This window comes from Ensifer soli (assembly GCF_041928815.1).
Lineage (GTDB): Bacteria > Pseudomonadota > Alphaproteobacteria > Rhizobiales > Rhizobiaceae > JBHFEI01.
On sequence record NZ_JBHFEI010000007.1, the window covers coordinates 1 to 25,496 of the forward strand.

Below are 25,496 nucleotides of genomic sequence, written 5' to 3' on the forward strand. Positions count from 1 at the left end.
CCTAAAGCGTGTCGCGATCTTTCAGATTCGCTCGTACGCTTTAGGTCTTTGTTTTTACGCGTGTCTTTTCGCAAAACCGCTGCACACCTTTGCAAGACCCGCTTTAGGGGAAGCGCGAGCACGGCGACGAAGAAGAGCGCGGCGAAGCCGGACCGCACCGCCATCGCGGTGAAGGGCTCGACGCCGTCCGCCATCGCCGGCCGGGCGAGCAGGCTTCCGGCCGCCTGGCCGAGGGCGGTGACGACGCCGAAGACGATGCCGGCCTGGGGGATCGCCGTCGCCGGTCCTCGGCCCCGCACCGGCAGGCCGATCGCAAGCAGGATGCCGGCAAGGACCAGCGCGACGCCCGCCGCCTGCCCCGGCGTGACCGTTTCGCCGAGCACGGCATAGCCGAGCGCCAGGGAAAAAGGCGCGGACAGCGAGAAGAGCAACGCCGTCAGGCGCGGGCCCACGGCATAGATCGCGGCGAAATAGGTGGTGCTGGCGACGGCGATCCCGACGAAGCCCGAAGCGGCGAGCATGCCCGCCTGCCAGACACCGAGCGTCTGCCAGCCGCCGAGGACGAGCGAGACGAGGCCCGTCATGGCGAAGCTCGCCACCAGCTGCCAGCGCGTCAGCTGCAGGAGCGGCACGCGGCCTTTCAGCTCGCCGATGAACATCGCGCTGAGCGCGATGCAGATCGAGGCTCCGACGGCGAAGGCTTCGGACGCGAACACGCAAGGACACTCCGTCGAAGGGGCGATCACGCCGAGCCTTCCCACATCCCGGCGATTCCCGCCATCCGCATCCGGTTGGCGCGGCCGCCCGGATCAGTCCTTCGGCGCCGGCGGCTCGAGGACGAGGCGCTCGAGGATCGCCGCCAGCCAGGCGGCGCCGCGCTTCAGGTCGCCCATGTCGGAATATTCGTCCGGATGGTGGCAGAGGCCGCCCCGACTCGGCACGGTCAGCATCAGGCAGCGCGTCACCTGCATCATCATGATCGCGTCATGGCCGGGAAGCGTGTCAATGTGCATCGGTTCGATGCCGAAATTGGCGACGGCAATCGCATCGGCGAGTTGCCCGAGCTCTTCGTCGAAACGGCCGGGACGGCGCAGGTCGTCGCGCACGATCTCGTGGCCGACGCCGGCGACCGCCGCCGCCGTCTCGATGATCGGCATCAGCTTGGCGACGTTCTCCTCCATCACCTCCGGCTTCATCGAGCGGATCTCGACGAAGCCGAGCGCCGAATCCGGCACGACATTGCGCGAGTTCGGCGCGACGAGCAGCTTCGCGACCGAGGTGTGCAGGTCGCCGACCGGCGCGGCATCGGCGAGGCCGCGCACGCCGGTGATCATCTGCGCCGCGGCATAGAGCGCGTCGCGGCGCTTCGCCATCGGCGTCGGGCCGGTATGCGAGGTCTCGCCGATGAAATGGACGTCGAGCTTGTGCGCGCCCCACCAGCGGTCGAAGACGCCGAGCGCCACGCCCTTGTCCTCGAGATAGGAGCCGCATTCGACATGGAGCTCGACATAGGCGCGGGGGAAGGGCGGGGCCGCGTCCGTCCCGATGAAGCCGATCGCCTCCATGGCGTCGCGGGCGAGGACGCCGTCGGCATCCCGCTGCGCCAGCGTCTCCTCGGCCGTCAGCTGGCCCGTATAGACCTTCGAGCCCATGAAGGTAAAGAAACGCGCGCCCTCCTCGCCGGAAAAGGCGACGACGGCGAGGTTGGCGACGGGCGTCGTGCCTGCCGCCTTCAGCCGGTCGCGCACGGCAAGCGCGGCATCGAGCCCGGCGATGACGCCATAGGCGCCGTCGAAACGGCCGCCCATCGGCTGGCTGTCGATATGGGAGCCGGCCATGATCAGCGGCGCATCCGCGCCGGCGCCGAGATCGAGGATACCGAAGATGTTGCCGATCCCGTCGATACGGACCTCGAAGCCTTCCTCCCTAAGCCAGGCGACGAGCTGGCGGCGGGCCTCGCCGTTGGCGGCGCTCGATTCCATGCGGTGGACGCCGCCGTCGCCGGTGGAGCCGATCTCGGAGAAGGTCTCGAAGCGCTTTTCGAAGCCGGCGGGAATGTCATGGGTCGCGGTCATCGTCTTGTCCTCCCGTCAGCCGCGCGGAACCGTCGGCCAGTCCATCGTGACGCCGCGCAGGTCCTCGAGCGTCTTCGTGAGCTGCAGCACGCCGAGATCGTCGCAGCGATGGCCGATCACCTGCACGCCGATCGGCAGGTGGCGCTCGTCGAGGGCGAAGTTGACGGACGAGGCCGGCTGGCCGGTCTGGTTGAACATCGCGGTGAAGACGGTGTGGCCGAGCGGCTTGTCGCGGAACATGCCGGGCTCCTCGGCCGGGAAATTCACCACGGGCAGCGTCGGCGCCAGCACGTAGTCATAGCCTTCGAAGGCGGCAAACAGCTTCGCCCGCATGCGGGTGATCTCGCCGAGCAGCGCCCAGGCGTCGAGCGCGCTCATCTCCTTCGCCGGCTGGCACCAGTCGCGCACATAATGCAGGAATTCATGGTCCTCGTGCGGCGGCAGGCTCTTCCATTCGGCATAGCCGCGGATCATCAGCCAGCGGTCAATCGGCTCGTAGCAATCGGAATCCAGCGGCGAGACGAAGGGGGTGACGATCGCACCCTCGGCCTCCAGCGCCTTGCCCGCGGCTTCCACCGTGGCGGCGACGACCGCCTCCGGCTTCGGGCCGAACCCCATGTCGGTGAGGATGCCGATCCTCAGCCCCTTCACGTCGCGCGTCAGATGGTCCTGATACTGGGTGCCGTCCTTGGGGAAACTCCAGGGATCGCGCTCGTCGAAGCCGGAAAGCACGGTCATCAGGAAGGCGATGTCCTCGGTCGAGCGGCCGAGGGGACCTGCCGAGCGCATGAATTCCGGCATCAGGTGCGGGATGCGGCCCTGCGTCGGTTTGAGCGAGACGAGGCCGCAATGGCCGGCCGGGCAGCGCACCGAGCCGGCGATGTCGGAACCGACCGAGAGAAAGCCCATGCCGGCGGCGAGCGAGGCGCCGGCGCCGGCCGACGAGCCGCCGGTGTTGAAGGCGCGGCCCCAGGGATTGCGGACGATGCCGAACATGGTGGAGACGCCGGCGGCGAGCAGGCCGCAATCCGGCATGGTTGTCTTGGCGAAGATCGTCGCGCCCGTCTCCTTCAGCCGCGCGGCGGGCGGCGAATCGAAGCTCGACGGCGGCGCGTTCCGGTTGGCGGCGATGCCGTGGTAATAGGGCCAGCCCTTCATCGCCACGCTGTCCTTGACCGTCATCGGCACGCCGTCGAGGATGCCGAGCGGGCTGCCCGCCTTCCAGCGCGCCTCCGAGGCCCTGGCATTCTCCATCGCCTCCTCGGGGCGGATCGAGAACAGGGCGTTGACGGCGGGATTGGTCGCTTCGACATGGTCGAGCGTCGCGGCGAGCACCTCGACGGGCGAGAGCGTGCCGTCGCGGAAGCCGTCGGTCAGCGCGCGCACGCTTGTTTCTGCCAGTTCGGTCGGGGTCATGCCTGTCTCTCCATCTCGGGACCGCCCGTCGCCGGCAGCCATCCGTGTCAGCCTCGGATCCTCGCCGGCGCCCGGGTCGGGCGCGGCGCAACGCGCATCCCTCCCGGACGCGTTCGCGCCCCTCTCATAGCGGGGCCGGCGCCCGCCCCGCGACGGCTTTCGGGCGGGGATCAAAAATTGGTGGAACGACAGACATGATCGCTTCGTGACGGAAACGGTGGCCTGTGCGAAGGTCCGGCCAAAGAACAAAAGCGAAGAGGGTACTAATGGAAGACGAAGCAAGGCGGCTCGCCGCCGTCCGCAGGGTTCCGGGCTTTGAGGATCGGCCGGTCGTCATCGAGCCCGCGATCCCCGTGCTCGCCTCGCCGAGCTGGCGCGGCGTCGACGGCGTCCCGCTTGTCGCCCGCGACACGGAGACGGATGCGACGCTGTTCATCAAGCAGATCCATCCGGACACGGCCTTCTACATCGACGTCGCCGCCGCCTTCGACGCGGCGGAAAAGGCGGGCGCGCTCGGCGTCGGGCCGACGGTGCATGTCGCCGATGTCGAGAACGGCATCCTCGTCAGCGAGGACCTTTCCGCCGCCGGCTGGCGGGTGGCGGGCCTCGAGAAGGGCTACGACGCGGCCTTCGTCGACGCGGTCATGGAAAAGCGCCGTGCCTTTGCCGCCGCAGCACCGCTGAAACGCGTGGCGAACGTGTTCGAGGACGTCGCGCGCCTCCATGCGATCGTCACCGAGAAGGGCGTCACCGTTCCGGCCGACACCGGCTGGCTGGTCGACATGGTCGGCTTCGCCGCCGACGCGATGGGGAAGGGCGGTTTCACCGAAACGCCGATCCATGGCGACGGCAACATCTCCAACATCCTGTGGAAGGACGGCGATGTCCGGCTCGTCGATTTCGACCGCGCCGGCAACGGCGATCCGCTCGAGGATGCCGGCTCCTTCTTCGTCGAGGCCTTCGCCTTCGAGCCCGAAGCGCGCATCGCCTTCGACCGGCTTTTCCCCAATGCCGGCGAGACCGCCTTCAACCGCCTGCGCTTCTACGGCCTTGCCGACGACCTGCGCTGGGGGCTGATCGCCGCCATCCAGGCGAGCCTTTCGCCGCGCACGGTCAACGAATTCTACAAGTATTCCAACTGGCGCTTCGTCCGGGCCCGCATGGGCGCCCGCGATCCGCGCTTCGGTGAACGCATCAGGAGGGCCGGATGATCATCCGCAGACGGCTGGGCGAGGCCCGCAGCCAGTACGAACGCGACGTCGAGGCGGCGATCCTGCGCGTGCCGCAATGGCAGGGCAAGGGCGTGACCTACGGCATGCTCGTCGGCGGCCTCAACAACCGCAACTGGCGCGTCCAGATCGACGGCGACAGCCGCGACTACTTCCTGAAGATCCCCGGCGAAGGCACGGAGATCTTCATCAACCGCGTTACCTCGAACGAGGCGGCCGTCAACGCGCACAGCCTCGGCATCGCGCCGGAGGTGATCTTCTTCGATCCGTCCGACGGGCTGGAAGTGCACGAGTTCCTGGAGGGCTACACGGCCTGCACGACGACGGACTTCTTCCGTCCGGAGATCCAGAGCGCCGTGCTCGACCTCTACAAGACCTTCCATGGCGGCCCGAAACTGTCGCAGACGAAGACGATCTTCGACCTGATCGACGAGCATCTCGACCAGGCCCGTTCGCTCGGCTCCCACATGCCGGAAGACCTCGACTGGATGATGCACTACTACGAGAAGGCGCGCGCGGCCTTCACGGCGTCCGGCTTCGACCTCGTCTCCTGCTTCAACGATCCGATGCCCGGCAACTTCCTCATCGGCCAGGGCAAGCCGATGAAACTGATCGACTACGAATTCGCCTCGACCAACGAGCGCGCCTACGAACTCGGCGTGCTCTTCGGCGAGATGTTCTTCGACGAGCCGAAGACGCTGGAACTGATCGAGATGTATTACGGCGAACTGCGGCGCGACCTCGTCGCCCGCGTCTATGTCTGCCGGGCGCTCGCCGACATCAAATGGGCCTCGTGGGCCGTCGTCTGCCGCAAGCTCAACGACTGGGACTTCGATTTCCAGAAATACGGCGTGTGGAAATACATGCGCGCGCGCGACCTCTTCCTCGACGCCCGCTTCGACGGATGGCTGCGCGCCGTCTGACGGCGGCCGACCTGCCGGGCGCGACACCCTGGAGCATTTCCGGTGATCCCGTGATCGCCGGAAATGCTCCAAATCCTTCTTTTTTCGCATTCTCCGACGCCGAAGCGATCCCGCTTCGGCTGGAAATGCTCCATGTGCCGCGCCCGTCCTCTTCAGTGCCGGGCTCCCGGCCTAAGGCCGCGTCGCCGGCAGTCTCAACAGCCTCAGCGCATTGAGGGTGACGAGGACGGTCGCGCCCGTGTCGGCGAGGATCGCCGGCCAGAGCCCGGTCACGCCGAGGACGGTCGTCACAAGGAAGACGGCCTTCAGGCCGAGCGCGAGCGCGATGTTCTGGCGGATGTTGCGCATCGTGCGCTTCGACAGGTCGATCATCCGGGCGACGTCGCCGACGCGGCCATGCAGGATGGCGGCATCGGCGGTCTCCAGCGCCACGTCCGTGCCCCCGCCCATGGCGATGCCGACATCGGCGGCGGCGAGCGCCGGCGCGTCGTTGATGCCGTCGCCGACCTTGCCGACGACGAGGCCGTCCCTGCGCAGCTCCGACACGATCCGCTGCTTGTCCTCCGGCATCAGTTCCGCGCGCACCTCGATGCGAAGCGCCGCCCCGATCGCCGCCGCCGTGCGGCGGTTGTCGCCGGTCAGCATCACCGTCCGGATGCCGCCCGCCCGCAGCGCGTCGAGGCCCGCGCCCGCATCCGCCCTCGGCTCGTCGCGCATGGCGATGGCGCCGGCAGGCACGTCGCCGACCAGCAGAACCGACACCGTCTTGCCGTCGTCGTTCAGCCGCGCGATCGCCGCGAGGCGGTCGTCGGACAGCGGCACTCTCTCGCCCGCCGCCTTCGGCGATCCGAAGAACACGGCCTCCCCGTCGACCGTGGCGATGACCCCCTTGCCGCCCAGCGCACGCGCGGCCGACGCCGGGGGGATCTTAACGCCTTCGGCCGCAGCGCGCGCGAGCACAGCCAGCGCCAGCGGATGGCTCGATCCCTGGTCCACCGCCGCCGCATAGCGCAGCACCTCGACTTCGGAGCGGTCGAAGGCGATGATGTCGGTGACCTGCGGCTTTCCGTCCGTCAGCGTGCCCGTCTTGTCGAAGGCGACCGCCGTCAGCGCGCCGAGCCGCTCCAGAACGGCGCCGCCCTTCAGCAGCAGGCCGCGCCGGGCGCCGGCAGACAGCGACGCGGCGATCGCCGCCGGCGTCGAGATGACCAGCGCGCAGGGGCAGCCGATCAGGAGGATGGCGAGGCCCTTGTAGACCCACTCGCTCCAGGAGGCGCCGGCGAGGAGCGGCGGCAGGATCGCGACGAGCGCGGCGACCGCCACGACGCCGGGCGTATAATAGGTCGAGAAGCGGTCGATGAAGCGTTCGGTCGGCGCCTTCGATTCCTGCGCCTCCTCGACGAGCCGGATGACCCGGGCGATCGTATTGTCCGCCGCCGCGGCGCTGACGCGGACGCGCAGGGCGCCGTCGCCATTGACCGTGCCGGCGAAGACCGCTGCGCCGACGCCTTTCAGGACCGGCGTGCTCTCCCCCGTCACCGGGGCTTCGTCGATCGCGCTCTCCCCGTCCATGATCGTTCCGTCCGCCGGAATCCGGTCTCCGGGCCGCACCAGGATCAGCGCGCCGACGGCGAGATCCTCCGCCGGCACCTCCCGCGTCACGCCGTTTTCCTCGAGCCGCGCCGTCTTCGGCACCAGCGCCGCCAGTGCCTGGATGCTTTGCCGCGCCCTGCCGGCGGCGACGCCCTCGAGCAGTTCGCCGACGAGGAAGAGGAAGACGACCGCGGCCGCCTCCTCGCCCGCGTCGATGACGACGGCGCCGATCGCAGCGACCGTCATCAGCATCTCGATCGAGAACGGCGTGCCGGCGAGCGCCGCCATGACGGCCCGGCGCGCGATCGGGATCAGTCCGACCAGAAGCGCCGCGACGAAGGCGAAGGGGGCGATCGCCGGCACGAGATGGCCGAGGGCGTAGGCGAGCAGCAGCGCGACGCCGGAGAAAAGCGTGAGCCGGCCCTTGCGGCTCCGCCACCAGGCCCCCTCCCCGCCCGCGCCGTGGTGATCCCCATGGAGCCCCATCGGCGACGCGGCGGCCGGCGTCCGCGTGCCGGTGTCTTCTTGTCGATGCGACGGACCATCATCATGCGCATGAGCATGGTGATCATGCGCGCAGCCGCCGCGCGCGGATGCGAGCGGCGTGGCGGCATAGCCGAGACCGCTGAGCTTCGCCCCGATCGCCGCGAGGTCGCCCGACGCCGCATGGGTGACCGTCATCGTTCCGGCAGTCACCGAAACGCTGACATCCTCCACCCCCGGCATGCGCCGCACGGCCGTGTCGATCTTCCCCGCACAGGAGGCGCAATCCATCCCGTCGACCTTGAAGCGTGTCTTGCGTGTGTCGGTCATTGTCCTTCCTTTCGCTTTCAGGAAGGCTACGACCTCGAGCCGCTGGAGGTTCAAGAGGAAATTTCGGGCGACGATCGCTTCAGGCGCGGTGCGATGCCGGACGTCGGGACCGCGTCAGGGCGACTTGGGCGCAGCCTCGAGCGTATAGAGCGCGGGCGCCGCGGCGGGGATGGCGGCCCGCCGCCGCCCGCCGCCGAGAAGGCTGCGCAGAACCGGGCCTGCGACATTGCGGACGAGATGCCGCGCGAAGGGCGCGACGCGCCGGAGCCAGACGTCGCGGTAAAGGGCGCCTCCGGTCGTGAACGCGATCGCGACGTCGAAGACCTCCGTCCGTCCGTCGGCATGGTGCAGCTTGTAGGGATCGGCGGGGGCCATCAGTTCGAACACCCTTGCCCCGCGCCGCGCGGCGCAGGCGAAGGTGTGATGGATCAACAGGCAGCCGATCCCGTCGAGGGGGAAATCCGGATCGGTGGCGAGCACATGGCCGAAGGCATGCCCGCCCCAGTCGAGCGCGAGTTCGATGCCGATCGCGCGGCCGTCGCAGCGGATCGCCGACACGCGCAGCGGTGAGGAAGGGTCGCGCGCCAGCGCCTCGAAGAAGGCGGCGAAGCGCGGGCTCATCACCGCCGGCGACCAGACCGTCTTGCGCAGCAGCGACCGCGTCTTGAACCGCACCGCCTCGGCGGCCAGCGCCGCCGCCGCCTCTCCGGGCGCAATCGCCTCCAGCGCGACGCTGCCCTGCTCGGCGAGCCGGCGCAGCCGGCGGCGATGGTTCGACCGCTCGCGTGCGGAATAGGCGGGACCGGGCTCGCCGCCGCTGACGCGCAGCGACAGGTCGGCGAAGGGCGCGGTCGTCGCCGCCGGACCGGCCGACCGGCGGATCCCCGCCAGGGTCGCAAGCCGGGTATCCGCGCGCAGGTGATGCACGACGAAGACATCGGCGCCGAGCCGCTCCACCGCCTGCCATCCCCCGGCGAGCAGCCGCGCCGCCTCGGGCCCCTCCTCGACAAGGACGTCGAAGAACTGCGCCACCGGCGCGCCCATGATCGTCAGTCTGGCGATGCCGAACCGTCGGGTGAGCATGAGCGGCCAGACCATCGCCAGCCGGCCATCGATCGTGCCGGTGACGAGGACGATCTCCCCGGCGCCGGGATAATGGCGTATCCAGTGCGCGAGGAAACCCGGCGACTGGAAGACCTGATGCGGCAGGGCCGCGCGCCGATGGAGGTCGTCCCAGGCGTCCTTCAGCCCGAGGAAGGCCGCGAGACCTCGCGCGACGGCGATCCGGCAGTCCGGCGCGGCGGCCGGCGCCGCATCCGCCTCAAGAACCGGGAGCGCACGGGCCGGCATCGCTCAGCGCCCGCGCCAGTGGCCGATCAGCCGGCGCGTGCCCTTCAGCGGATAACGGCCGAGATAGGCGAGCATCAGCGCCGGATGAAGGGCCGCGAACGGCGCGTCCTGCTCGACCATGTGACGGACGGCCAATACGGGCATCGGCGCGCGCAGCGGCCTGAACGCCTTGTTCCACAGGCCCTCGTCTTCCGATTGCGCATGCATCAGGCCGATCATCCGGCCGCGCCGCAGCGAATGGAAGCGATGGGCGCGCTGCACCGCCTTCAGCATGGCGACGCCCTCTGCCGTGCCGCAGCGGGGAAAGCCGATGATCACGGTGCGGAAATGCTCCATTCCGGGCTTGCAGGCAATCGCGTCGAGTTCGGCGAAGGATCGCCGTACCAGGGCAAGCGCCGCGCTGTCGTCCTCGGGGTCGATGCGGGAGATGGCGACGCGCACGGTGTCGAGCCGCGCCGCCTGCCGGGTGAAAGGGCAGACGGCTCCCGGACGGCCGAGATCCGGATGGCCCTGCATCAGGTAGGTTTCGATCCAGTCGAGATGGACGGCCATGTCGTCGCGCGCGCCATGCGCCGTCAGCGCCCGCGCCTGAGCGACGCTCACGAATGCGGTTTCAGCCCCTGTTTCTCGTCCGTCCATGCCGATCATCCGAACGCCGCGTCTGCTGCGACCATAGGGCCGAGGCCTTGCCAATTGGTTGCGCAGGTCGGCCGAATTGCTCCGATCGGGCGATATGGCTCTTGTCTTCCGTCTTCCGCCACGCTGAAGACAGTCTTCGGAAAAAGCGAAAAAATGCCGTCCTGCGGCCATGTTAGTCTTTCCCCGTCTTGGGCATGCCCGGAAAGGAAGCTTCATGAAAGACGGAATGTTCGTATTCGATGCCGCGGTCCACTGCCAGGATTTCAGCGACGGCCAGATCAAGCCCGGCAGCGACGGCCGGCGCGTGCGCATCCTGCGCGACCAGTTGACCGGCTTCATCAATTTGATGGGCCGCAAGGGGCCTCCACCGGAAACGGAGACATTCTCCGATCCCGACCTCGACTGGGGCATGGACATGCTGTTCGGCAGGTCCGACACGGACATGGCCTGCGCCTGCTCGGTACCCCTCTTTTCCCACTGGCGCGCGGGGCTCGGCCCGGTCGAGCTCAGCCACGCGCTGGCGCAGAAGGACCCCGCCCGCATCGTGCTGACCGGCGGCGTCGATCCCGTCTACCACGGCCTCGGCCCGGCGCTGAAGGAGATGGAGCGGCAGGTGCACGAGCTCGGCGCCGTCAGCTTCAAGTTCTACCAGTACCAGTCGCGCGGCTGCGCCTGGCGGGCCGACGACCGTGATATCGCCTATCCGCTCTGGGAGAAGGCGCAGGAGCTCGGCGTGAAGATGGTGCAGTTCCATAAAGGTTTTCCGCTGGAGCTCGGGCCTGTCGAGGCCTTCCGGCCGAACGACCTGCAATATGCGGCGGCCGATTTCCCCGAGCTCAATTTCGGCGTCCACCATCTCGGCGATCCCTATGTCGACGAGACGATCTCGATCGCCAGCCGCTTCGACAACATGTTCCTGATCCTGCCGCTCTGGTTCAACCAGTATTACCTGCAACCGTGGAAGATGCTGTCGCGTCTCGGCGAAGCGCTGCTCTATGTCGGGTCCGAGCGCATCTGCTACGGCTCGGAAGCCTTCATCTTCCCGCATGTACAGACCTATATCGATACGCTCGCCAATCTCGAAATGCCGGACGAACTGCAGGATCGCTACGGCTATCCGGCGATCACCCGCGAGATGAAGGAAAACATCCTCGGCAAGTCCTTCGCCCGCGGCCTCGGGATCGATCTCGAAGCGAAGAAGCAGGCCCTGGGGCTTGCGGCATGAGCGCGGTTGATCCCGAGGCACTGCAGGCGGCGCTTGCCCGCCTGCGCCCGCTGATCCTCGGCCATGGCGGCGACGTCGTGCTGGAGTCGCTTTCGGAAGACGGCGTCGTGACCCTGCGCCTCGTCGGCGCCTGCAAGGCCTGTCCGAACATGGCGATGACCTATGTCGGCCCGATCCGCAGCCACCTTCTCGCCGTCCCCGGCGTTCGCGACGTCCGCTGCCCGCAGGTCCATGCCGACCGGCGGGCGCTGGCGCGGATCGCGCGCCTGTCGGGATCGCGCCCCTTCGACGATGGCGGTTCCTGCGTCTCGGGCGCGCTGCAGCCGGCGTCGGAGGCCGTTCTCCCTTTGTGCTGAGGCCACCCCTCCCCGCTGCCCGCCGAAGGTCGCGGGGAGGAGACCGCTCGTCACCCGGGCTTCGCTTCCGTCCGCGTCAAGCAATTCTTCCGGCCGCCTGATCGCAGCCATCTCGCTCAACACCGCGCCGCTCCCTCCCCTCGCCCCGTGATCCGGCCGCGCGCCAGCGCATGAAGCATCGGCTTGACCGAGAAGGTTCCGTTTCGCGCCCGCGCTGTCAGGGCCCGCAGATATCCGCCCGCCGACTGGATCTGGCCGGACCGCTCGAGAATGCACGCGACCACGGAGGCCGCGTTTTCAGGCCCCATCGCCGCGCATGCCTCCTCATAGGCCGACGGACTGACCCCGAGCATCGAGCGGACGGTCACTGCGGCGCTCATCAGGTCGCGCCAGCTCTGCACCGCGCCGGCCGGCCCGTAATCGGCAACCGAGGGGCAGGAGCGCAGCACGAAGCCGAGCGGCACCGCCGCCTTGCCGTCGTCAACCGAAGGCGAGGCAGTTTTCTCGCCACCTTTGCCGCCTGGCTCCTCTCCTTCCGTTTCAGCGCCAGCCGTCTCGCTTTTGCTTTTCTCGAAGCAAAGTTCAGATTCATGATGGATGTTTGGTTTTGAATTCTGTTTGTGCAGCCCATTTTGGCCGTCATTGCCGTTCTTTTTTTCTGGTTTAAGTTGCAAATCGAAGCATTTGACGACGTCCGACCGCAGCGTTTCGGCCCGCGAGAGGCATTCGACGATCCGGTCGGCTTCGGCCTTTCGCGGGATCGCTGCGGCAAGGTCACGATAGCGCAGATAAAACACGTCCCAGTCGCCGGGCAGCTCTGCCTCCATGGCCGCAGCGATAAGCTTGCCGATGTCGCGCCGGCAGAGCGACAGCCGCTCGCGAAGATGCATCAACGCGAGACGCTCCGCCTCCAGCGCCGCGGCCATGGCGCGGATCTCGTCGGCGCGGGCGAGCAGAGGCGACAGGCAGAAGCCGAAGGCCTCGCCGATCGCGTCGTCACCGTTGCGCCGCGCATAGCGCTTGCCGTTCGGGCTGTCCCGGCGAATGATCAGGCCCGCCTCGACCAGCGCTGCGAGGTGGCGCCGGAGGGTCGTCGGCGCCATGCCATGCGCACGCCGGCAGAGCTGGACGTTCGACGGGAAGACGACCAGCCCCTCGCCTGCCCGCAGCGCCTGCTGTGGATGGAAACTCAAAAGCGCGTTCAGCACGGCGAGCGCCCGGTCCGTCACGCCGAGCGCCGGCTTCGCCTCGCACAACGCGCGAAACAGCACCCATTTGTCGATCTCCGCATCCGGCGCGAGCGTCTGCGCCTCGGCCTGTGTCCTGAACATGCCAAGCGTCATGGCACGCCGCCCGAAAGGCGTCGTCACCGTATGGAACTCCATTGTCCTTCACCTTCTTCGAGGCAAAAGAAATCTATCCGCCAAAACGGCGCCACGACTCTTGACAGTGATTCGCGGACATGAAATTCTCGTGGTTGCTAGACATGAGAAAGGCTTCCGCAACGGCAACGTTCGGGGGCTTTTTTCTTTTGCGGTTCAGTCTCCTGTTTTGATCCTTGTGAGAACCGGCTCCCGCCAGGGGCAGGGGCCAAGGCTTGCCTATCCGCCGGACCGGTCCGGCGGTACTGGGTTTCCGGGCGGCCGGCCACTGTCGCGATCGTCCTTTCCCTCCCGGAAAAGTGCATAGAATTCATCGAGATGATCGGAGAGAAAGCGGCCGAAGGCATGGCCGTCACGCGCGCTCAGCGACAGGGTGAACCGTCCGGCGGCGGCCTTGATCCGTCCTTCCACGCGACCGTCCGCCGGCAGCCACTGGGTTCCCGCCGGGGCCTGCTTTCGCACCGGGCGTCCGGGCGTTTTCAACGCCTCCAGAGCGGCCGTGAACCGGGCGTCGCTCTCCCTTGCGGCAAAGCCCGGCTCGGACATCAGCGCCTTCAACACCTCCGCGTTCGCAGGCCGGCCGGCCAGCAACGACAGTTCCATCCAGCGCTCGCGGCCGATCGACGGCGCCGGGCCGATCGCCAGGATGACATCCGCCGGGATGCGCGCGACGATCGTCAGCATCTTCGACAGCGAGGCGGCATGGGTCGCCAGCGCCGACAGGATCACGGAGCGGTCGTAGCCGAGCGCGTCGAGGCGGGCGGCAAACAGCGCCCGCTCGACAAAGGAAAGATCCGCCCGCGCCGAGTTCTCCTGACCCTGCGCGATCACATGGGCGCGGTCGTCCATCGTCTTGATGACGGCACGCACGGGCCGTCCGAGCGCGGCCGCGACGCGGATGCGCCGATGGCCGAAGACCGCCTGGTAGCGCCCCGAACCGTCCGGGTGCGGGCGGACGAGCACCGGCGACGTCTGGCCGTGCTCCTCGATCGCCTGCCGCAGATCCGCGATCCCCTCCGCATCCTCGCCCATCCGGTCGCTGACGAAGGAGGCCTCGATCGTCGTCGGATCAAGCTCGACGATCGTCTCGCCTTCGAGAAGCTGCTCGGCTTGGCGGGCGAGCTCGCCGATCGAGCGCACCATGGTCTTCGACGCGCCGCGCATCGGATAGGCCGCGGCCGGAGCATCGGCGCTTTCGGCGAGCCCGGTCAGAAGGTTCTTGCGCGCCAAGGCCTGTCCTCCCTTCCGCACACGACACGGGACGCGGCCGTCCGCTTACGGCCCGGGCAGCGCAAGCCTTTGGCAGACTTCCGGAAATCGTCGAATTTGTCAGCCGACAACGCCGCGCCCCCAGGATCTGTGGACGAGGCTCGCGACCTCCGCATTGACGGCGTTCAGCGAGTCCATCACGCGGTCATAGGTCGACCGGGTCATCTGGCCCCGGTCCATCTCGTACATGGTCTGCTTGGTGATGCCGGCATCGGAGATCGCCGTCGATTTCAGCATGGGCTGCTTCAGCATGAACGGATGGAACAGCGTCTGCATGAAACCGACCATCTGCGCCTGCGGCGCATCGGTCGGTTCATAGCGGGTAACAACGTAACGATACCACTCAAGGTTGACTTCGGCACCGGCTGCCCGGATCGGCTTCAGGATGCCGCCGAGCATGAGCAGGAACTGGCCCATCGACATCACGTCGAGCATCTGCGGATGGATGGTGATCAGCACGCTGGTCGCCGCCGTCAGGGCCGTGATCGTCAGGTAGCCGAGTTGCGGCGGGCAGTCGATGACCACGACGTCATAGCGGTCGTCCACCTGCTTGAGGCAGGATTCGATCCGCGTGAAGAAGGTCTTCCCGGCGGTCGCATTCGGCTGCGACATCGCGAGCGGCGTGTCGTACTCGTATTCCTGGAGATCCAGATTGGCGGGGACGATATCGAGACCGGGAAAATTCGTCGGATGGATTACCGTTTCCATCGGCTTGCGCTCGGCATCGTAGCGGATCGCCTCGTAGAGCGATCCGGTCAGGTCGAGTTCCGGCTGGAACCCGTGCAGCGAGGAGAGCGACGCCTGCGGATCGAGATCGATCGCCAGAACGCGGTGGCCGGTCAGCGCCATGTACTGCGCCAGATGGGCGGCCGTCGTCGTCTTGCCGGAGCCGCCCTTGAAATTGACGACCGCGATGACCTGGAGTTTCTCCCCCGCCTTCCGGTGCGGCACGTATTGCCGCGTCTCGGAACGGCCATGCTGGTCGAGATAGCGGCGCAGGTCCAGCATCTGCTGCGCCGTGTAGCTGCGCCGACCGGAGGCCGAGGTCTGCGGCAGCGGCCCCTTTCCCTCAAGATGCAGCTTCTTCAGATGGCTCTGGGAAATGCCGATGAAATCCGCCGCCTCCGCCAGCGTGAACGGGCGCAGCCCTTTCTTGGCGTTCGGCGGAAAGCGCTGTAGGCTGAGGAGGTGCAGCTTCTTCGAGATGAGATCGCCCTGTTCGAGGATCTGGTCCTCGAATGTCATCAGCGACGGGGGCGAATAAGCGTTCATCGAGGGAAAGATCCGAAATAACGATTTTGGGCCGAATGCGGCCGCACAACCGTCATTATGTCCGATTCTCGACCGGTGACAAGCGACAGCTTGCGCGCGCCCCTTCAAGCACGCGGTTGCGACATTTCATGTCGTCCGGCACCTGAGGAGGATTGCGGCGATCGCCTGTCTCCTTTAAGCGAGGGACGCATCTGGCGTGCGGGAGGCGCGGCGGATGCGCCACGGGAGCCGGGGGAGGCCTGCGCCGATGATTGACCGCAGACACACGCGTCCTTTGCCTTTGATTTCGCCCGGATGACGCGGCCAGCCCTGCGCAGGCAACGTTTCCTCCCCCACCGGACCTTTTCTCTCGCCCTTCCGGCCTCTCGCCATCGGCACGAGGCCCGCCGCTTCAGACGGAGACATTCATGAAGATCGCAACGCCGCGGGAAACCTTCGCCGGCGAGGCCCGCGTCGCCATGACGCCGGACAGCGCCGTGCAGTTGCAGAAGCTCGGGCATGCCTGCCTTGTCGAGGCGGGCGCGGGCGCGCCGGCCGGCTTTTCGGACGAGGCCTACCGCGCGGCCGGCGTCACGGTGGTTGAGGACGCGGCCGCGCTTTACGCCGGAGCCGACGTCATCGCTAAGGTGCGGCCGCCGGAGCCCTCCGAGCTTGCGCGGCTCGGGCCCGGCAAGACGCTGATCTCGTTCTTCTATCCCGGCCAGAACGGCGCACTCCTCGAAGACGCCCGGGCGACGGGCGCGACCGTCGTCGCCATGGACATGGTGCCGCGGATTTCTCGCGCCCAGAAAATGGATGCCCTGTCGTCGATGGCGAACATCGCCGGCTACCGCGCGGTGATCGAGGCCGGCAACCATTTCGGCCGCTTCTTCACCGGCCAGGTCACGGCCGCCGGAAAGGTGCCGCCGGCGAGAGTGCTCGTCATCGGCGCGGGCGTCGCGGGCCTGGCGGCGATCGGCGTCGCCACCTCGCTCGGCGCACAAGTCTATGCCTTCGACGTGCGCCCCGAGGTTGCCGAGCAGATCGAATCGATGGGCGCTGAATTCGTCTTCCTCGACTTCGACGGCCCGGCGCAGGACGGCGCGGCGACCGGCGGCTATGCCGCCCCCTCCTCGCCGGAATTCCGCGAAAAGCAGCTTTCGAAATTCCGCGAGCTCGCGCCCGGCATCGACATCGTCATCACCACGGCGCTGATTCCCGGCCGCGACGCGCCGAAACTCTGGCTTGCCGACATGGTCGCCGCGATGAAACCCGGCTCGGTCGTCGTCGACCTCGCCGCGGAGCGCGGCGGCAACTGCGACCTGACCGTCGCCGACCGGAAGGTGGTGTCGGACAATGGCGTCACCGTCATCGGCTATACCGATTTCCCCAGCCGGATGGCGGCGCAATCCTCCGCACTCTACGCGACCAACATCCGCCACATGCTGGCGGACCTGACGCCGGGCAAGGACGGCACGATCGTCCACAACATGGACGACGACGTCATCCGCGGATCGACGGTCGCCTTCGAAGGCGCGATCACCTATCCGCCGCCGCCGCCGAAGATCGCGGCGATTGCCGCCCAGAAGCCGAAGGAGAAGGTGAAGGAGCCGACGCCGGAGGAGAAGCGCGCCGCCGAAACCGCCGCCTTCCGCGCCGCGACCAAGGCGCAGGTCGGCCTGCTCGTCCTCGGCACGGCCCTGCTGCTCGCCGTCGGCGCCGTCGCACCGGCCGCCTTCATGAGCCATTTCGTCGTCTTCGTGCTCGCCTGCTTCGTCGGCTTCCAGGTGATCTGGAACGTCAGCCATTCGCTGCACACGCCGCTGATGGCGGTGACCAACGCGATTTCAGGCATCGTCATTCTCGGCGCCCTGCTGCAGATCGGTTCCGGCAACTGGCTCGTCGTCGTGCTGGCCGCGCTCTCCGTGCTGATCGCAACCATCAACATCGTCGGTGGCTTCCTCGTCACCCGGCGCATGCTCGCCATGTTCCAGAAGTCCTGATCGGGAAAGACATCCATGATGACGATCGGTATCGTATCGGCCGCCTATATCGCGGCCGCCATCCTCTTCATCCTGTCGCTCGGCGGGCTCTCCGGCCAGGAAAGCGCCAAGCGCGCGGTCTGGTACGGCATCACCGGCATGGCGCTCGCCGTCGCCGCCACCGTATCGGGACCCGATGTCGGCAACGGGCTCATCGTCGCGGTGATGATCGCCGGCGGCGCGCTCGTCGGCCATCGCGTCGCCGGACGGGTCCAGATGACGGAAATGCCGCAGCTCGTCGCGGCGCTACATTCCTTCGTCGGGCTCGCGGCCGTGTTCATCGGCTTCAACGCCCATATCGAGGCGGCGGATGTGGCAGGCCTCGACGCCGCCGCCCGCGCCGGGCTGACCGGCTTCGCGGCGATCCTCGCCCACAAGGACGCGGTCGAGCTGTCGATCCTGAGGGTCGAGGTCTTCCTCGGCGTCTTCATCGGCGCCGTCACCTTCACCGGCTCGGTCGTCGCCTTCGGCAAGCTTGCCGGCAAGGTCGACGGCAAGGCGAAGAAGCTGCCCGGCGGGCACGTCCTCAATGCCGGCGCGGCGCTGCTCTCGCTCCTGCTGCTGATCCTCTACGTCAACGGCGCCGGCGCCTGGACCCTCGTCCTGATGACGCTTGCCGCCCTCTTCATCGGCTATCACCTGATCATGGGCATCGGCGGCGCCGACATGCCGGTGGTGGTGTCGATGCTGAATTCCTATTCCGGCTGGGCGGCCGCCGCGATCGGCTTCACGCTCGGCAACGACCTCCTGATCGTCACCGGGGCGCTGGTCGGCTCGTCCGGCGCGATCCTCTCCTACATCATGTGCAAGGCGATGAACCGCTCCTTCGTCTCCGTCATCCTCGGCGGCTTCGGCGCGACGGCCGGACCGCAGATGGAGATCGCCGGCGAACAGGTCGCCATCGACGCCGACGGGGTGGCCGCGGCGCTGAACGACGCCGACAGCGTCATCATCGTGCCCGGTTACGGCATGGCGGTGGCGCAGGCGCAGCAGTCGGTCTCGGAACTGACGCGCAAGCTGCGCGCGGCCGGCAAGACGGTGCGCTTCGCCATCCATCCGGTCGCCGGCCGGCTGCCCGGCCACATGAACGTGCTGCTCGCCGAAGCCAAGGTCCCCTACGACATCGTCCTGGAGATGGACGAGATCAACGAGGATTTTCCCGAAACCGACGTCGTCATCGTCATCGGCTCCAACGACATCGTCAATCCGGCCGCGCAGGAGGATCCAAACTCGCCGATCGCGGGAATGCCGGTCCTCGAAGTGTGGAAGGCAAGGCAGGTCATCGTCTCCAAGCGCGGCCAGGGCACCGGCTATTCGGGCATCGAGAACCCGCTCTTCTACAAGGACAACACCCGGATGTTCTACGGCGACGCGAAGAAGAGCATCGACCAGCTGCTGCCGCTCCTCTGAGACCCCGCCGGCGCCTCTGCTCGCCCCGGCGCCGGCCTTTGGCTTAAATGCCCTATCGCGCGGCCCGGATCGCCGCCTCGACCAACCCGGTCGCCTCGTAGCCCTGCGCGCGCGGCGTCAGGCCGAGGCGGATCACCGCGAGGTCCAGCGCCGGCACGATCGCGATGCTCTGGCCGTCATGCCCCCTGAGGAAGAAGCTGCCCGCCGGCATGGCGGGACCGTCCTTCGGGGTCGAGAGCCAGGTCTGCAGGCGCGAATAGGGCGCGCCCGCGACGCCCGCCTCGCCCATGCCGCGGACAAACCCTTCCGGCAGCAGCCGCGTTTCCCAGACCCCGTCGCGCAGCAGGAAGAGCGCGAAGCGCGCCCAGTCGCGCGCCGTCGCATAGACATAGGAACTGCCGACCAGCGTGCCCGCCGCATCCGCCTCCATCACCGCGCTCGCCATGCCGAGCGGCGAAAACAGCGCGTCGCGCGGATAGGCGAGCGCGGCGATCGGATCGGCGAAGCGGTTCATCCAGATCCGCGCGATCAGCATCGACGTCCCGGACGAATAGCCGAAGCGCATCCCGGGCGAAATCTCGAGCGGGCTCAGCGCGGCGAAGCGGGCCATGTCCGGCTCGAGATAGAGCATGCGCGTCACGTCGGCGACGCCGCCGTAGCTTTCGTTGAAGGCCAGCCCGCTGCGCATGGCGAGCAGGTCGGAGAGGCGGATCAGGCTGCGCCGGTCGCCCTGCCATTCCGGCAGCAGTGCCCGGCTCTTCAGCGAGAGACGCCCGTCATTGACGAGCCGGCCGACCAGCACGGCATTGATCGTCTTCGCCATCGACCAGCCGAGCAGCGGCACGGCCTCGGTGAAGCCCGGCCCGTAGGCTTCGGCGGCGATCCGCCCCTTATGCACTACGACGACGGCGCGCATGCCCGGACCGGTCAGCGCGGGATCGGCGACCAGTGCGGCGAAGGCGGGATCGGCGGAGACGATGTCGCCCTCCGGCCAGGCCGCGCGCTTGACCGGAAGCGCAGGCGCGGCCGCATCTGGAAGGCGGATCGAGGCCGCCTCGGCGATCCTGCCGTCCGGCACCACGGCGCAGCCGAGCCCGGGGCGATGGACGGCGTCGCTGCCGGCGATGAAGCCGAGCAGAGCGGCATGGACCCGGCCGGCATCCCGGTCGACGGTCACGCGCATCAGCCGGAGCAGCGGATGGCCGGGCGCCTGCACGTCGGTGGCAAGAACCTCGTCAGGCGCGCGGCCGGCGAGGAAGACGTTGGAGCAGACAATTTTGGCGGCATAGCCGCTGCCGACCCTCAGCAGCGCGGGCGGGGCGACCGCGAGCCAACCGAGGACGCCCGCGAGCAGAACCAGCACCGACCCCGCCACCCATTTCATCATGATCCCACCTCGCCCCATTGCGTCCCTTACGGGCGCGTCCCCTGCAGGCAGCCGAAGATCAAGGAAATACCATGGCATAACCGCCGCATCGGGCGGGAAAACGCAATTTTCTGTAAAGACCGGCTCCCGCAGGCGTCGAGGGATCCCTCGTCAGGCCGTGGCCGGCTGGTGGCGGCCGGCCGAAATCGCCTCGACCAGCGCCACGAAGCGGCCGGCGGCAAGCGGCAGCGGACCGCTGTTGTCGATCACCACGGCGGCGGGATCGTCGACGGGCGCCTGGCGGTCGAGACGACGCAGGATATCCTCCTCGCTCTCCCGCCCCCGGGCCATCAGCCGGCGCGCGAGCACCGCGCGGCTCGCGGTGATCTGCACGGTGACGACACGCGGGAAGCGATCGCGGAACAGCGGCAGGGCGGCGCGGCTGCCATTGGCGATCACCGTCTGGCCGGCGCGCACGCGCTCGGCGGTGACCGCCGGAATGCCGTAGCGCAGCCCATGGGCGCCCCAGGTCACGGCGAAGGCACCGGCCTCCCGGCGCGCCTCGAACTCCTTGAGCGTGACGGCCTCGTGCGGCTCGCCGCCGGCATCGCGCGGCCGCGTGATGACCCGGCGCACGAAGTGGATGTCGGCGCGCGCCGAGAGGCGATCGGCGGCGAAGCCGATCACGCTGTCCTTGCCGGCGCCGCTCGGGCCGGTGACGACGATGAGCGTTCCCGCGCGCTCGGCCCCTTCCTCCGGCATCAGGCGACCCGCTTCCCCTGCCGCCAGACCGATCGCACGACCGGGACGGCCCGCGCATCGCCGCCGCCATGGCGGACACGGGCGAGGTCGGCGCGCAGTCCCGGTGCGATCCGGCCGCGATCGTCGAGCCCGACGGTGCGGGCCGGCGTCGCCGTGACCATGGCGATCGCGCGCGACAGCGTCACGCCCTCGACCTCGGCGGCGAGCACGAAGGGTGCATGGATCAGGCTCAGCGGCACATAGTCCGACGACAGCACGTCGAGGACGCCGAAGGCCGCGAGATCCTTCGCGGCGATGTTGCCGGAATGGGACTTGCCGCGCACGATGTTGGGCGCGCCCATCAGCACGCTCATGCCCTTTCCATGCGACGCTTTCGCCGCCTCGATGCTGGTCGGGAATTCCGAAAGCCGCACGCCGTAGCCGACCGCCTCCTCGACATGGTCGAGCGTCGCGTCGTCATGGCTGGCGACGGCGATGCCGCGCGCGGCGCAGGCCGCCGCGATCGCGGCGCGATGCGGCGCGGCGTAGCGGTCGGAGAGCGCCCGCTGCCGGTCGACGAAGAGGGCGAAGGCCTCGTCCGACAGGCCGCGCTTCGTCTTGTAGTAAAGCGTATACTGCTCCATCGTCTGGAACTGGCGCTGGCCCGGCGCATGGTCCATCAGCGAGACGAGGCGCACCTGGGCGTCGTCCTCGAATTCCAGGAAGTGGTCGAGCACGTCGGCGGTCGAGACCTCGCAGCGCAGATGGATGAAATGCTCGGCCCGCAGCCGGTCATCGCCCGAGGCATTCGAAAGCGCATCCGCCATCGCCCGCATCTCGCCGAGCGCGAAGCCGCCATCCTCGTCGGAGCCCATGCGCAGGCAGTCGAAGACGGTGGTGATGCCGGAAGTGACGACCTGGGCGTCATGGGCCTGGATCGCCGCCGTCTTGTCCCAGCGCACGCCGGGACGCGGCGCGTAGTGCGCCTCCAGATGGTCGGTGTGCAGTTCGACGAGGCCGGGCATCAGGTAGTCGCCCTCCATGTCCTCGCCGCGCGCGGACGGACCGGTATCGATGGCGGCGATCGCGCCGTCGCGCAGGAGGACGGAGCCGGCGACGATCTCGTCCTCGAGGAGGATGCGGGCGTTGGAGAGAACGGTCTCGGCGGTCATCAGCGTGCGGTCATCCTTGGTGTGGTGAGGGTCCCGAGCGGCGGCAGCGAATGGACGGCGAAGGGCGCCCCCCGCCTTGCCTCGGTGAAGAGGCCGATCGTGTCGACGGTCAGGGGCGCGCCGATGAAGGCGGCGAAACGGTCTTCCAGCAGCGCGCGCACGGTGGCCCGGCGCTCCGGCGCGACGGGACCCGTCAGCGTCATGTGATACCGGAAATCGCCGAGCACATGCGGATAGCCGTAGGTCGCGAGGTTGCGGCGCTGCGACGCGGTCAGCCGGTCGGGATGGCGCCGTGCGATGTCGGCCTCGCCAAGCGGCGCGCGGAACGGTTCGAAGCGGCGCACGGCCTCGTCGGCAAAGACGTGCAGCGCCTCGCAGCGCCTCTCGGGCACGAGGGCGAAAAAGGGCCCGATCTCGCCGAGCACGAGGGCGGGGATGACGAAGGGCTCGACCTCGGCGGAGAATTCCTCCAGAGCCTGCAGCAGTTCCGTCTCGCTGCGGCCGGGCGCGAGCTCGAAGGGCGCCTTCACCGTGCCGTGAAAGCCGTAGCGCCGCGGCTCCGCCGTCAGCGCGGAGATCTCGTCGGGGGAAAAGCCGTCGAAATCCTCGTGCGGCACCGCGCCGTTCAGGAAGGCGTCGCGTCCGAGCCAGCGGGCCGCCGCGATCGTCAGCGCATCATGCTGCGGCGGGGTGATGTAGAGGGCGTAACGCACGGGCGGCGGTCCTTGTGCCATGGGCCGGCGGTGAGCGCGAGCCCGCCGCGCCGGCGTGGTTAGACGTCTTCCGTGACACTATCGTGATGGCGGCCCCGCGTCAGGTGCTTTTTCCTGCCCCTGGCGTCCGCCGGCGCTCAGCAATGCCCCGGCCCGCCGATCAGCCGCGAGCGCAGCGCGTTCGAGATCGCGTCGAAGACGAAGACGACGAGGAGGATCAGGAGCACCATATAGGCGACCTTGTCCCAGTCGGCATTCGTGCCCATGGCTTCCAGGAGCTTGAGGCCGATGCCGCCGGCGCCGACCGCGCCGATGATCGTCGCCGAGCGCGTGTTCGATTCCCAGAAATAGAGCGACTGCGAGATGAACACCGGCAGGACCTGCGGCACGACGCCGTAGCGGTTGACGAGGGCCGGGCTGGCGCCGACCGACTTCACCCCCTCGCGCTGCCTGTCGTCGACATTTTCCAGCGCCTCGGCATAGACCTTGCCGAGCGCGCCGGCATCGGTGAAGAAGATCGCGGCGATGCCGGGGATCGGGCCGGGGCCGAAACCGCGGGTGAAGAACAGCGCCCAGATCAGCATGTCGATCGAGCGCAGAAAATCGAAGGCGCGCTTCATGCCCCAGGTGGCGAGGCGGCTGCGGGTGATGTTGCGCGCCGCGAGGAAGGCGAGCGGAAAGGCGAAGAGCGTCGCCAGCAGCGTGCCGACGAAGGCCATGACCAGCGTCTGCAGCAGCTTCGACAGGATGTCGGCATGCTGCCAGACCCGGTTGCCGAGGAAATCGTCGCCCATATGGACGAGGTTGGAACGCGCCGGATCGAGACGGTCGCCGATGGCGGCAAGACGGACGAGCTCGCCGAAGGACTTGCCCCAGAAGGGCGAGCGCGTGTCGAAGAAGAAATTGGCCCAGCCGAGGAAACGGCGCTGGACGAAGACCTGGCTCGAACGGATTTCCGCCTGCCCCTCGAAGCCATAGGTGACGACGACCTTGCCGCCGTCATAGGAGAGCGTGGCGGGATAGGGATTTTCTTCCGTTGCCGGCGGTGGCACGACGCCGTCCTCGGTGACAGCGACAGGCCAGCGCGTGCCGTCGATATAGATATCGACCTTGGTGGCACGCACGTCGACACGGTTGTCCGCATCCTCGTAGATGACCGAATAACCGCCGTCCGGCAGCGGCCGCAGCCAGTCGATCTCGGCCCCGGGCGGATACTGACCGCGGCTCGACCATTGCGGCACGACCGCGCCTCCCTCGAAACGAAGGCGCGGCTGGGCGCGCCAGGAATACCAGTCCTGGAGGTAGACCGAGGCCCGGTCCCAGCGCCCGTTGACGAATGCCGGGCCGACATCGAAGGCGACGAAGCAGAGGGCGAGATAGAGCGCCGTGATGCCGGCGCCGAGCGCCAGGCCGAAGCGCTGCGCGAAGGAGCGGCGGAACACCTCCGGATAGGCGGATGTCAGCCGGGCCGCATCGACGGCGTTCACCTTCAGGGATGTCGGCATCAGATGGTCCCCCGCGCGATTCCAAAGGCCTCGGCGCCGATCAGGCGGCGGCGCAGCCAGCCGGAAAACTGGTCGACGGCGATGATCGTCAGGAGCAGCAGGATGATGATGGCATAGGTCTGCGCCGCATGGTCGCGGCCGATCGACAGGCGGAAGACCTCGCCGATGCCGCCGCCGCCGACAGCGCCGATGATGGTCGAGGCGCGCACGTTGATCTCGGCGCGCAGCAGCGCATAGGAGACGAAGTTCGGCAGCACCTGCGGCACGATGGCGAAGCGGACCCGCTCGACCCAGTTGGCGCCGACGGCCCGCATGCCCTCGTCCGGCCGCATGTCGGCATTCTCCACCACCTCGAAGAACAGTTTCCCAAGCGCCCCGATCGTGTGCACCGTGATGGCGATGATCGCCGCGATCGGACCGATCGACAGGATCGCGGTCAGCAGGCCGGCGATGACGATCTCGGGAAAGGCGCGCATCACCTCCATGATCCGGCGCACGATCCAGCGCGTCGGACCGGCGCCGACGAGGTTGGTCGAGGCGAAGAAGCAGAGCACGAAGGCTGTACCGGCGCCGAGGATGGTCGAGACCAGCGCGATGTTCACCGTGATGATCAGCTGGTAGATGAAATGCGGGATGTAGAAGTTATCGGTCAGCCAGACGCGCTCGGCGGTGTAATCGAACTTCAGCGAGCCGTCGGCATAGGGCGACGGCAGGTCGAACATGGCGCGGACGATCTCCAGCGGGCTTTCCGGCACGAAGTTCAGGATGAAGTCGAAGAGATAGGGCAGGCGCTCGAAGAATTTGCCGGAATTGGCGCTGTTGGCGAAATTGAGCGACAGGCCGAGCGCGACGAGGAAGACGACGAGGGCGATGATCGTGTAGGTCCGCCGCGTGCGCAACTGCTGGCGATAATGGTCCATGACGGCTGAAGCCTGCGGACCCAGTCCGCCGGCGGGCGTCGTGGCGGAAAGGCTGGCCATCCGCGTCAATTCCCTCGATATCCGGAGGCGCGTGTGCGCCGGAAGC

Annotated in this window: 21 protein-coding genes; 6 read left to right on the forward strand and 15 right to left on the reverse strand. The window is 68.1% G+C overall.

Annotated features, from left to right (window positions below; all coding sequences use genetic code 11):
- The 3 genes from ACEVQ6_RS11920 to ACEVQ6_RS11930 all read right to left on the reverse strand — a co-directional run.
- Nucleotides 1–716, reverse strand: a 716-nt coding sequence (locus tag ACEVQ6_RS11920) for a DMT family transporter (RefSeq protein ID WP_374889209.1), incomplete at its 3' end; no start/stop codon positions are given.
- A 93-nt stretch (nucleotides 717–809) separates the two neighbouring features.
- Complete coding sequence (locus ACEVQ6_RS11925) at nucleotides 810–2,075, reverse strand: Zn-dependent hydrolase (RefSeq protein ID WP_374889210.1); 1,266 nt, start codon at nucleotides 2,073–2,075, stop codon at nucleotides 810–812.
- 15 nt (nucleotides 2,076–2,090) lie between these two features.
- Nucleotides 2,091–3,491, reverse strand: a complete 1,401-nt coding sequence (locus ACEVQ6_RS11930) for an amidase (RefSeq protein WP_374889211.1) — start codon at nucleotides 3,489–3,491, stop codon at nucleotides 2,091–2,093.
- Between the two features lie 266 nt (nucleotides 3,492–3,757).
- Between ACEVQ6_RS11930 and ACEVQ6_RS11935 the strand changes: the two genes are divergently transcribed.
- On the forward strand, nucleotides 3,758–4,702 hold the full coding sequence (locus ACEVQ6_RS11935) for a phosphotransferase family protein (protein WP_374889212.1): 945 nt from the start codon (nucleotides 3,758–3,760) through the stop codon (nucleotides 4,700–4,702).
- A complete protein-coding gene (locus ACEVQ6_RS11940) occupies nucleotides 4,699–5,643 on the forward strand; it encodes a phosphotransferase (protein WP_374889213.1) in 945 nt (314 codons plus the stop codon). Before ACEVQ6_RS11935 ends, ACEVQ6_RS11940 begins: the two co-directional genes overlap by 4 nt.
- 171 nt (nucleotides 5,644–5,814) lie before the next feature.
- Here the strand turns inward: ACEVQ6_RS11940 and ACEVQ6_RS11945 are convergent, their stop codons facing one another.
- From ACEVQ6_RS11945 to ACEVQ6_RS11955, 3 genes are all read right to left on the reverse strand, one after another.
- The gene (locus ACEVQ6_RS11945; RefSeq protein WP_374889214.1) at nucleotides 5,815–8,049 is read right to left on the reverse strand and encodes a heavy metal translocating P-type ATPase; all 2,235 of its coding nucleotides are present in this window, start codon (nucleotides 8,047–8,049) and stop codon (nucleotides 5,815–5,817) included.
- Between the two features lie 114 nt (nucleotides 8,050–8,163).
- Nucleotides 8,164–9,399 (reverse strand): GNAT family N-acetyltransferase, encoded by a 1,236-nt coding sequence (locus tag ACEVQ6_RS11950; protein ID WP_374889215.1) that lies wholly within the window; start codon nucleotides 9,397–9,399, stop codon nucleotides 8,164–8,166.
- Between the two features lie 3 nt (nucleotides 9,400–9,402).
- The gene (locus ACEVQ6_RS11955; RefSeq protein WP_374889216.1) at nucleotides 9,403–10,002 is read right to left on the reverse strand and encodes a DUF6875 domain-containing protein; all 600 of its coding nucleotides are present in this window, start codon (nucleotides 10,000–10,002) and stop codon (nucleotides 9,403–9,405) included.
- Nucleotides 10,003–10,264: 262 nt separating this feature from the next.
- Between ACEVQ6_RS11955 and ACEVQ6_RS11960 the strand changes: the two genes are divergently transcribed.
- Nucleotides 10,265–11,263 (forward strand): amidohydrolase family protein, encoded by a 999-nt coding sequence (locus ACEVQ6_RS11960; protein ID WP_374889217.1) that lies wholly within the window; start codon nucleotides 10,265–10,267, stop codon nucleotides 11,261–11,263.
- On the forward strand, nucleotides 11,260–11,619 hold the full coding sequence (locus tag ACEVQ6_RS11965; RefSeq protein WP_374889218.1) for a NifU family protein: 360 nt from the start codon (nucleotides 11,260–11,262) through the stop codon (nucleotides 11,617–11,619). Before ACEVQ6_RS11960 ends, ACEVQ6_RS11965 begins: the two co-directional genes overlap by 4 nt.
- A 116-nt stretch (nucleotides 11,620–11,735) precedes the next feature.
- Here ACEVQ6_RS11965 and repC read toward each other — a convergent pair whose 3' ends face one another.
- The 3 genes from repC to repA all read right to left on the reverse strand — a co-directional run bounded on the left by repC (nucleotide 11,736) and on the right by repA (nucleotide 15,542).
- Entirely contained in the window at nucleotides 11,736–13,004 is a 1,269-nt protein-coding gene (repC, locus tag ACEVQ6_RS11970) for a plasmid replication protein RepC (protein ID WP_374889219.1), read from the reverse strand.
- A gap of 216 nt (nucleotides 13,005–13,220) precedes the next feature.
- A complete protein-coding gene (repB, locus tag ACEVQ6_RS11975) occupies nucleotides 13,221–14,231 on the reverse strand; it encodes a plasmid partitioning protein RepB (RefSeq protein WP_374889220.1) in 1,011 nt (336 codons plus the stop codon).
- A 99-nt stretch (nucleotides 14,232–14,330) separates the two neighbouring features.
- The gene (gene repA / locus ACEVQ6_RS11980) at nucleotides 14,331–15,542 is read right to left on the reverse strand and encodes a plasmid partitioning protein RepA (protein ID WP_374889221.1); all 1,212 of its coding nucleotides are present in this window, start codon (nucleotides 15,540–15,542) and stop codon (nucleotides 14,331–14,333) included.
- A 407-nt stretch (nucleotides 15,543–15,949) separates the two neighbouring features.
- On the opposite strand from repA, the gene ACEVQ6_RS11985 reads away from it, so the two are divergent.
- The gene (locus tag ACEVQ6_RS11985; RefSeq protein WP_374889222.1) at nucleotides 15,950–17,524 is read left to right on the forward strand and encodes a Re/Si-specific NAD(P)(+) transhydrogenase subunit alpha; all 1,575 of its coding nucleotides are present in this window, start codon (nucleotides 15,950–15,952) and stop codon (nucleotides 17,522–17,524) included.
- An 18-nt stretch (nucleotides 17,525–17,542) separates the two neighbouring features.
- Nucleotides 17,543–18,973 carry an NAD(P)(+) transhydrogenase (Re/Si-specific) subunit beta gene (locus ACEVQ6_RS11990; protein WP_374889466.1) on the forward strand — a complete coding sequence of 477 codons (1,431 nt, stop codon included), beginning with the start codon at nucleotides 17,543–17,545 and terminating at the stop codon, nucleotides 18,971–18,973.
- Between the two features lie 52 nt (nucleotides 18,974–19,025).
- Here the strand turns inward: ACEVQ6_RS11990 and ACEVQ6_RS11995 are convergent, their stop codons facing one another.
- The 6 genes from ACEVQ6_RS11995 to phnE (ACEVQ6_RS12020) form a co-directional block, all read right to left on the reverse strand.
- The gene (locus tag ACEVQ6_RS11995) at nucleotides 19,026–20,360 is read right to left on the reverse strand and encodes a serine hydrolase domain-containing protein (protein WP_374889223.1); all 1,335 of its coding nucleotides are present in this window, start codon (nucleotides 20,358–20,360) and stop codon (nucleotides 19,026–19,028) included.
- 150 nt (nucleotides 20,361–20,510) lie between these two features.
- Nucleotides 20,511–21,101 (reverse strand): phosphonate metabolism protein/1,5-bisphosphokinase (PRPP-forming) PhnN, encoded by a 591-nt coding sequence (gene phnN, locus ACEVQ6_RS12000; protein WP_374889224.1) that lies wholly within the window; start codon nucleotides 21,099–21,101, stop codon nucleotides 20,511–20,513.
- Entirely contained in the window at nucleotides 21,101–22,252 is a 1,152-nt protein-coding gene (locus tag ACEVQ6_RS12005; protein ID WP_374889225.1) for an alpha-D-ribose 1-methylphosphonate 5-triphosphate diphosphatase, read from the reverse strand. Before ACEVQ6_RS12005 ends, phnN begins: the two co-directional genes overlap by 1 nt.
- Entirely contained in the window at nucleotides 22,252–22,965 is a 714-nt protein-coding gene (locus tag ACEVQ6_RS12010) for a DUF1045 domain-containing protein (protein ID WP_374889226.1), read from the reverse strand. Before ACEVQ6_RS12010 ends, ACEVQ6_RS12005 begins: the two co-directional genes overlap by 1 nt.
- A gap of 137 nt (nucleotides 22,966–23,102) precedes the next feature.
- On the reverse strand, nucleotides 23,103–24,470 hold the full coding sequence (phnE, locus tag ACEVQ6_RS12015; RefSeq protein WP_374889227.1) for a phosphonate ABC transporter, permease protein PhnE: 1,368 nt from the start codon (nucleotides 24,468–24,470) through the stop codon (nucleotides 23,103–23,105).
- The gene (phnE, locus tag ACEVQ6_RS12020; protein WP_374889228.1) at nucleotides 24,470–25,450 is read right to left on the reverse strand and encodes a phosphonate ABC transporter, permease protein PhnE; all 981 of its coding nucleotides are present in this window, start codon (nucleotides 25,448–25,450) and stop codon (nucleotides 24,470–24,472) included. The genes phnE (ACEVQ6_RS12015) and phnE (ACEVQ6_RS12020) overlap by 1 nt, the downstream gene beginning before the upstream one ends.
- Nucleotides 25,451–25,496: the final 46 nt, after the last annotated feature.

Excerpts from the sequence above, each read along its gene's own strand:
- ACEVQ6_RS11925 (WP_374889210.1), bottom strand. The coding sequence starts at position 2,075 with ATGACCGCGACCCATGACATTCCCGCCGGCTTCGAAAAGCGCTTCGAG.
- ACEVQ6_RS11930 (WP_374889211.1), bottom strand. The coding sequence starts at position 3,491 with ATGACCCCGACCGAACTGGCAGAAACAAGCGTGCGCGCGCTGACCGAC.
- ACEVQ6_RS11935 (WP_374889212.1), top strand. The coding sequence starts at position 3,758 with ATGGAAGACGAAGCAAGGCGGCTCGCCGCCGTCCGCAGGGTTCCGGGC.
- ACEVQ6_RS11940 (WP_374889213.1), top strand. The coding sequence starts at position 4,699 with ATGATCATCCGCAGACGGCTGGGCGAGGCCCGCAGCCAGTACGAACGC.
- ACEVQ6_RS11945 (WP_374889214.1), bottom strand. The coding sequence starts at position 8,049 with ATGACCGACACACGCAAGACACGCTTCAAGGTCGACGGGATGGATTGC.
- ACEVQ6_RS11950 (WP_374889215.1), bottom strand. The coding sequence starts at position 9,399 with ATGCCGGCCCGTGCGCTCCCGGTTCTTGAGGCGGATGCGGCGCCGGCC.
- ACEVQ6_RS11960 (WP_374889217.1), top strand. The coding sequence starts at position 10,265 with ATGTTCGTATTCGATGCCGCGGTCCACTGCCAGGATTTCAGCGACGGC.
- ACEVQ6_RS11965 (WP_374889218.1), top strand. The coding sequence starts at position 11,260 with ATGAGCGCGGTTGATCCCGAGGCACTGCAGGCGGCGCTTGCCCGCCTG.
- repC (WP_374889219.1), bottom strand. The coding sequence starts at position 13,004 with ATGGAGTTCCATACGGTGACGACGCCTTTCGGGCGGCGTGCCATGACG.
- repA (WP_374889221.1), bottom strand. The coding sequence starts at position 15,542 with ATGAACGCTTATTCGCCCCCGTCGCTGATGACATTCGAGGACCAGATC.
- ACEVQ6_RS11985 (WP_374889222.1), top strand. The coding sequence starts at position 15,950 with ATGAAGATCGCAACGCCGCGGGAAACCTTCGCCGGCGAGGCCCGCGTC.
- ACEVQ6_RS11990 (WP_374889466.1), top strand. The coding sequence starts at position 17,543 with ATGACGATCGGTATCGTATCGGCCGCCTATATCGCGGCCGCCATCCTC.
- ACEVQ6_RS11995 (WP_374889223.1), bottom strand. The coding sequence starts at position 20,360 with ATGATGAAATGGGTGGCGGGGTCGGTGCTGGTTCTGCTCGCGGGCGTC.
- phnN (WP_374889224.1), bottom strand. The coding sequence starts at position 21,101 with ATGCCGGAGGAAGGGGCCGAGCGCGCGGGAACGCTCATCGTCGTCACC.
- ACEVQ6_RS12005 (WP_374889225.1), bottom strand. The coding sequence starts at position 22,252 with ATGACCGCCGAGACCGTTCTCTCCAACGCCCGCATCCTCCTCGAGGAC.
- phnE (WP_374889227.1), bottom strand. The coding sequence starts at position 24,470 with ATGCCGACATCCCTGAAGGTGAACGCCGTCGATGCGGCCCGGCTGACA.
- phnE (WP_374889228.1), bottom strand. The coding sequence starts at position 25,450 with ATGGCCAGCCTTTCCGCCACGACGCCCGCCGGCGGACTGGGTCCGCAG.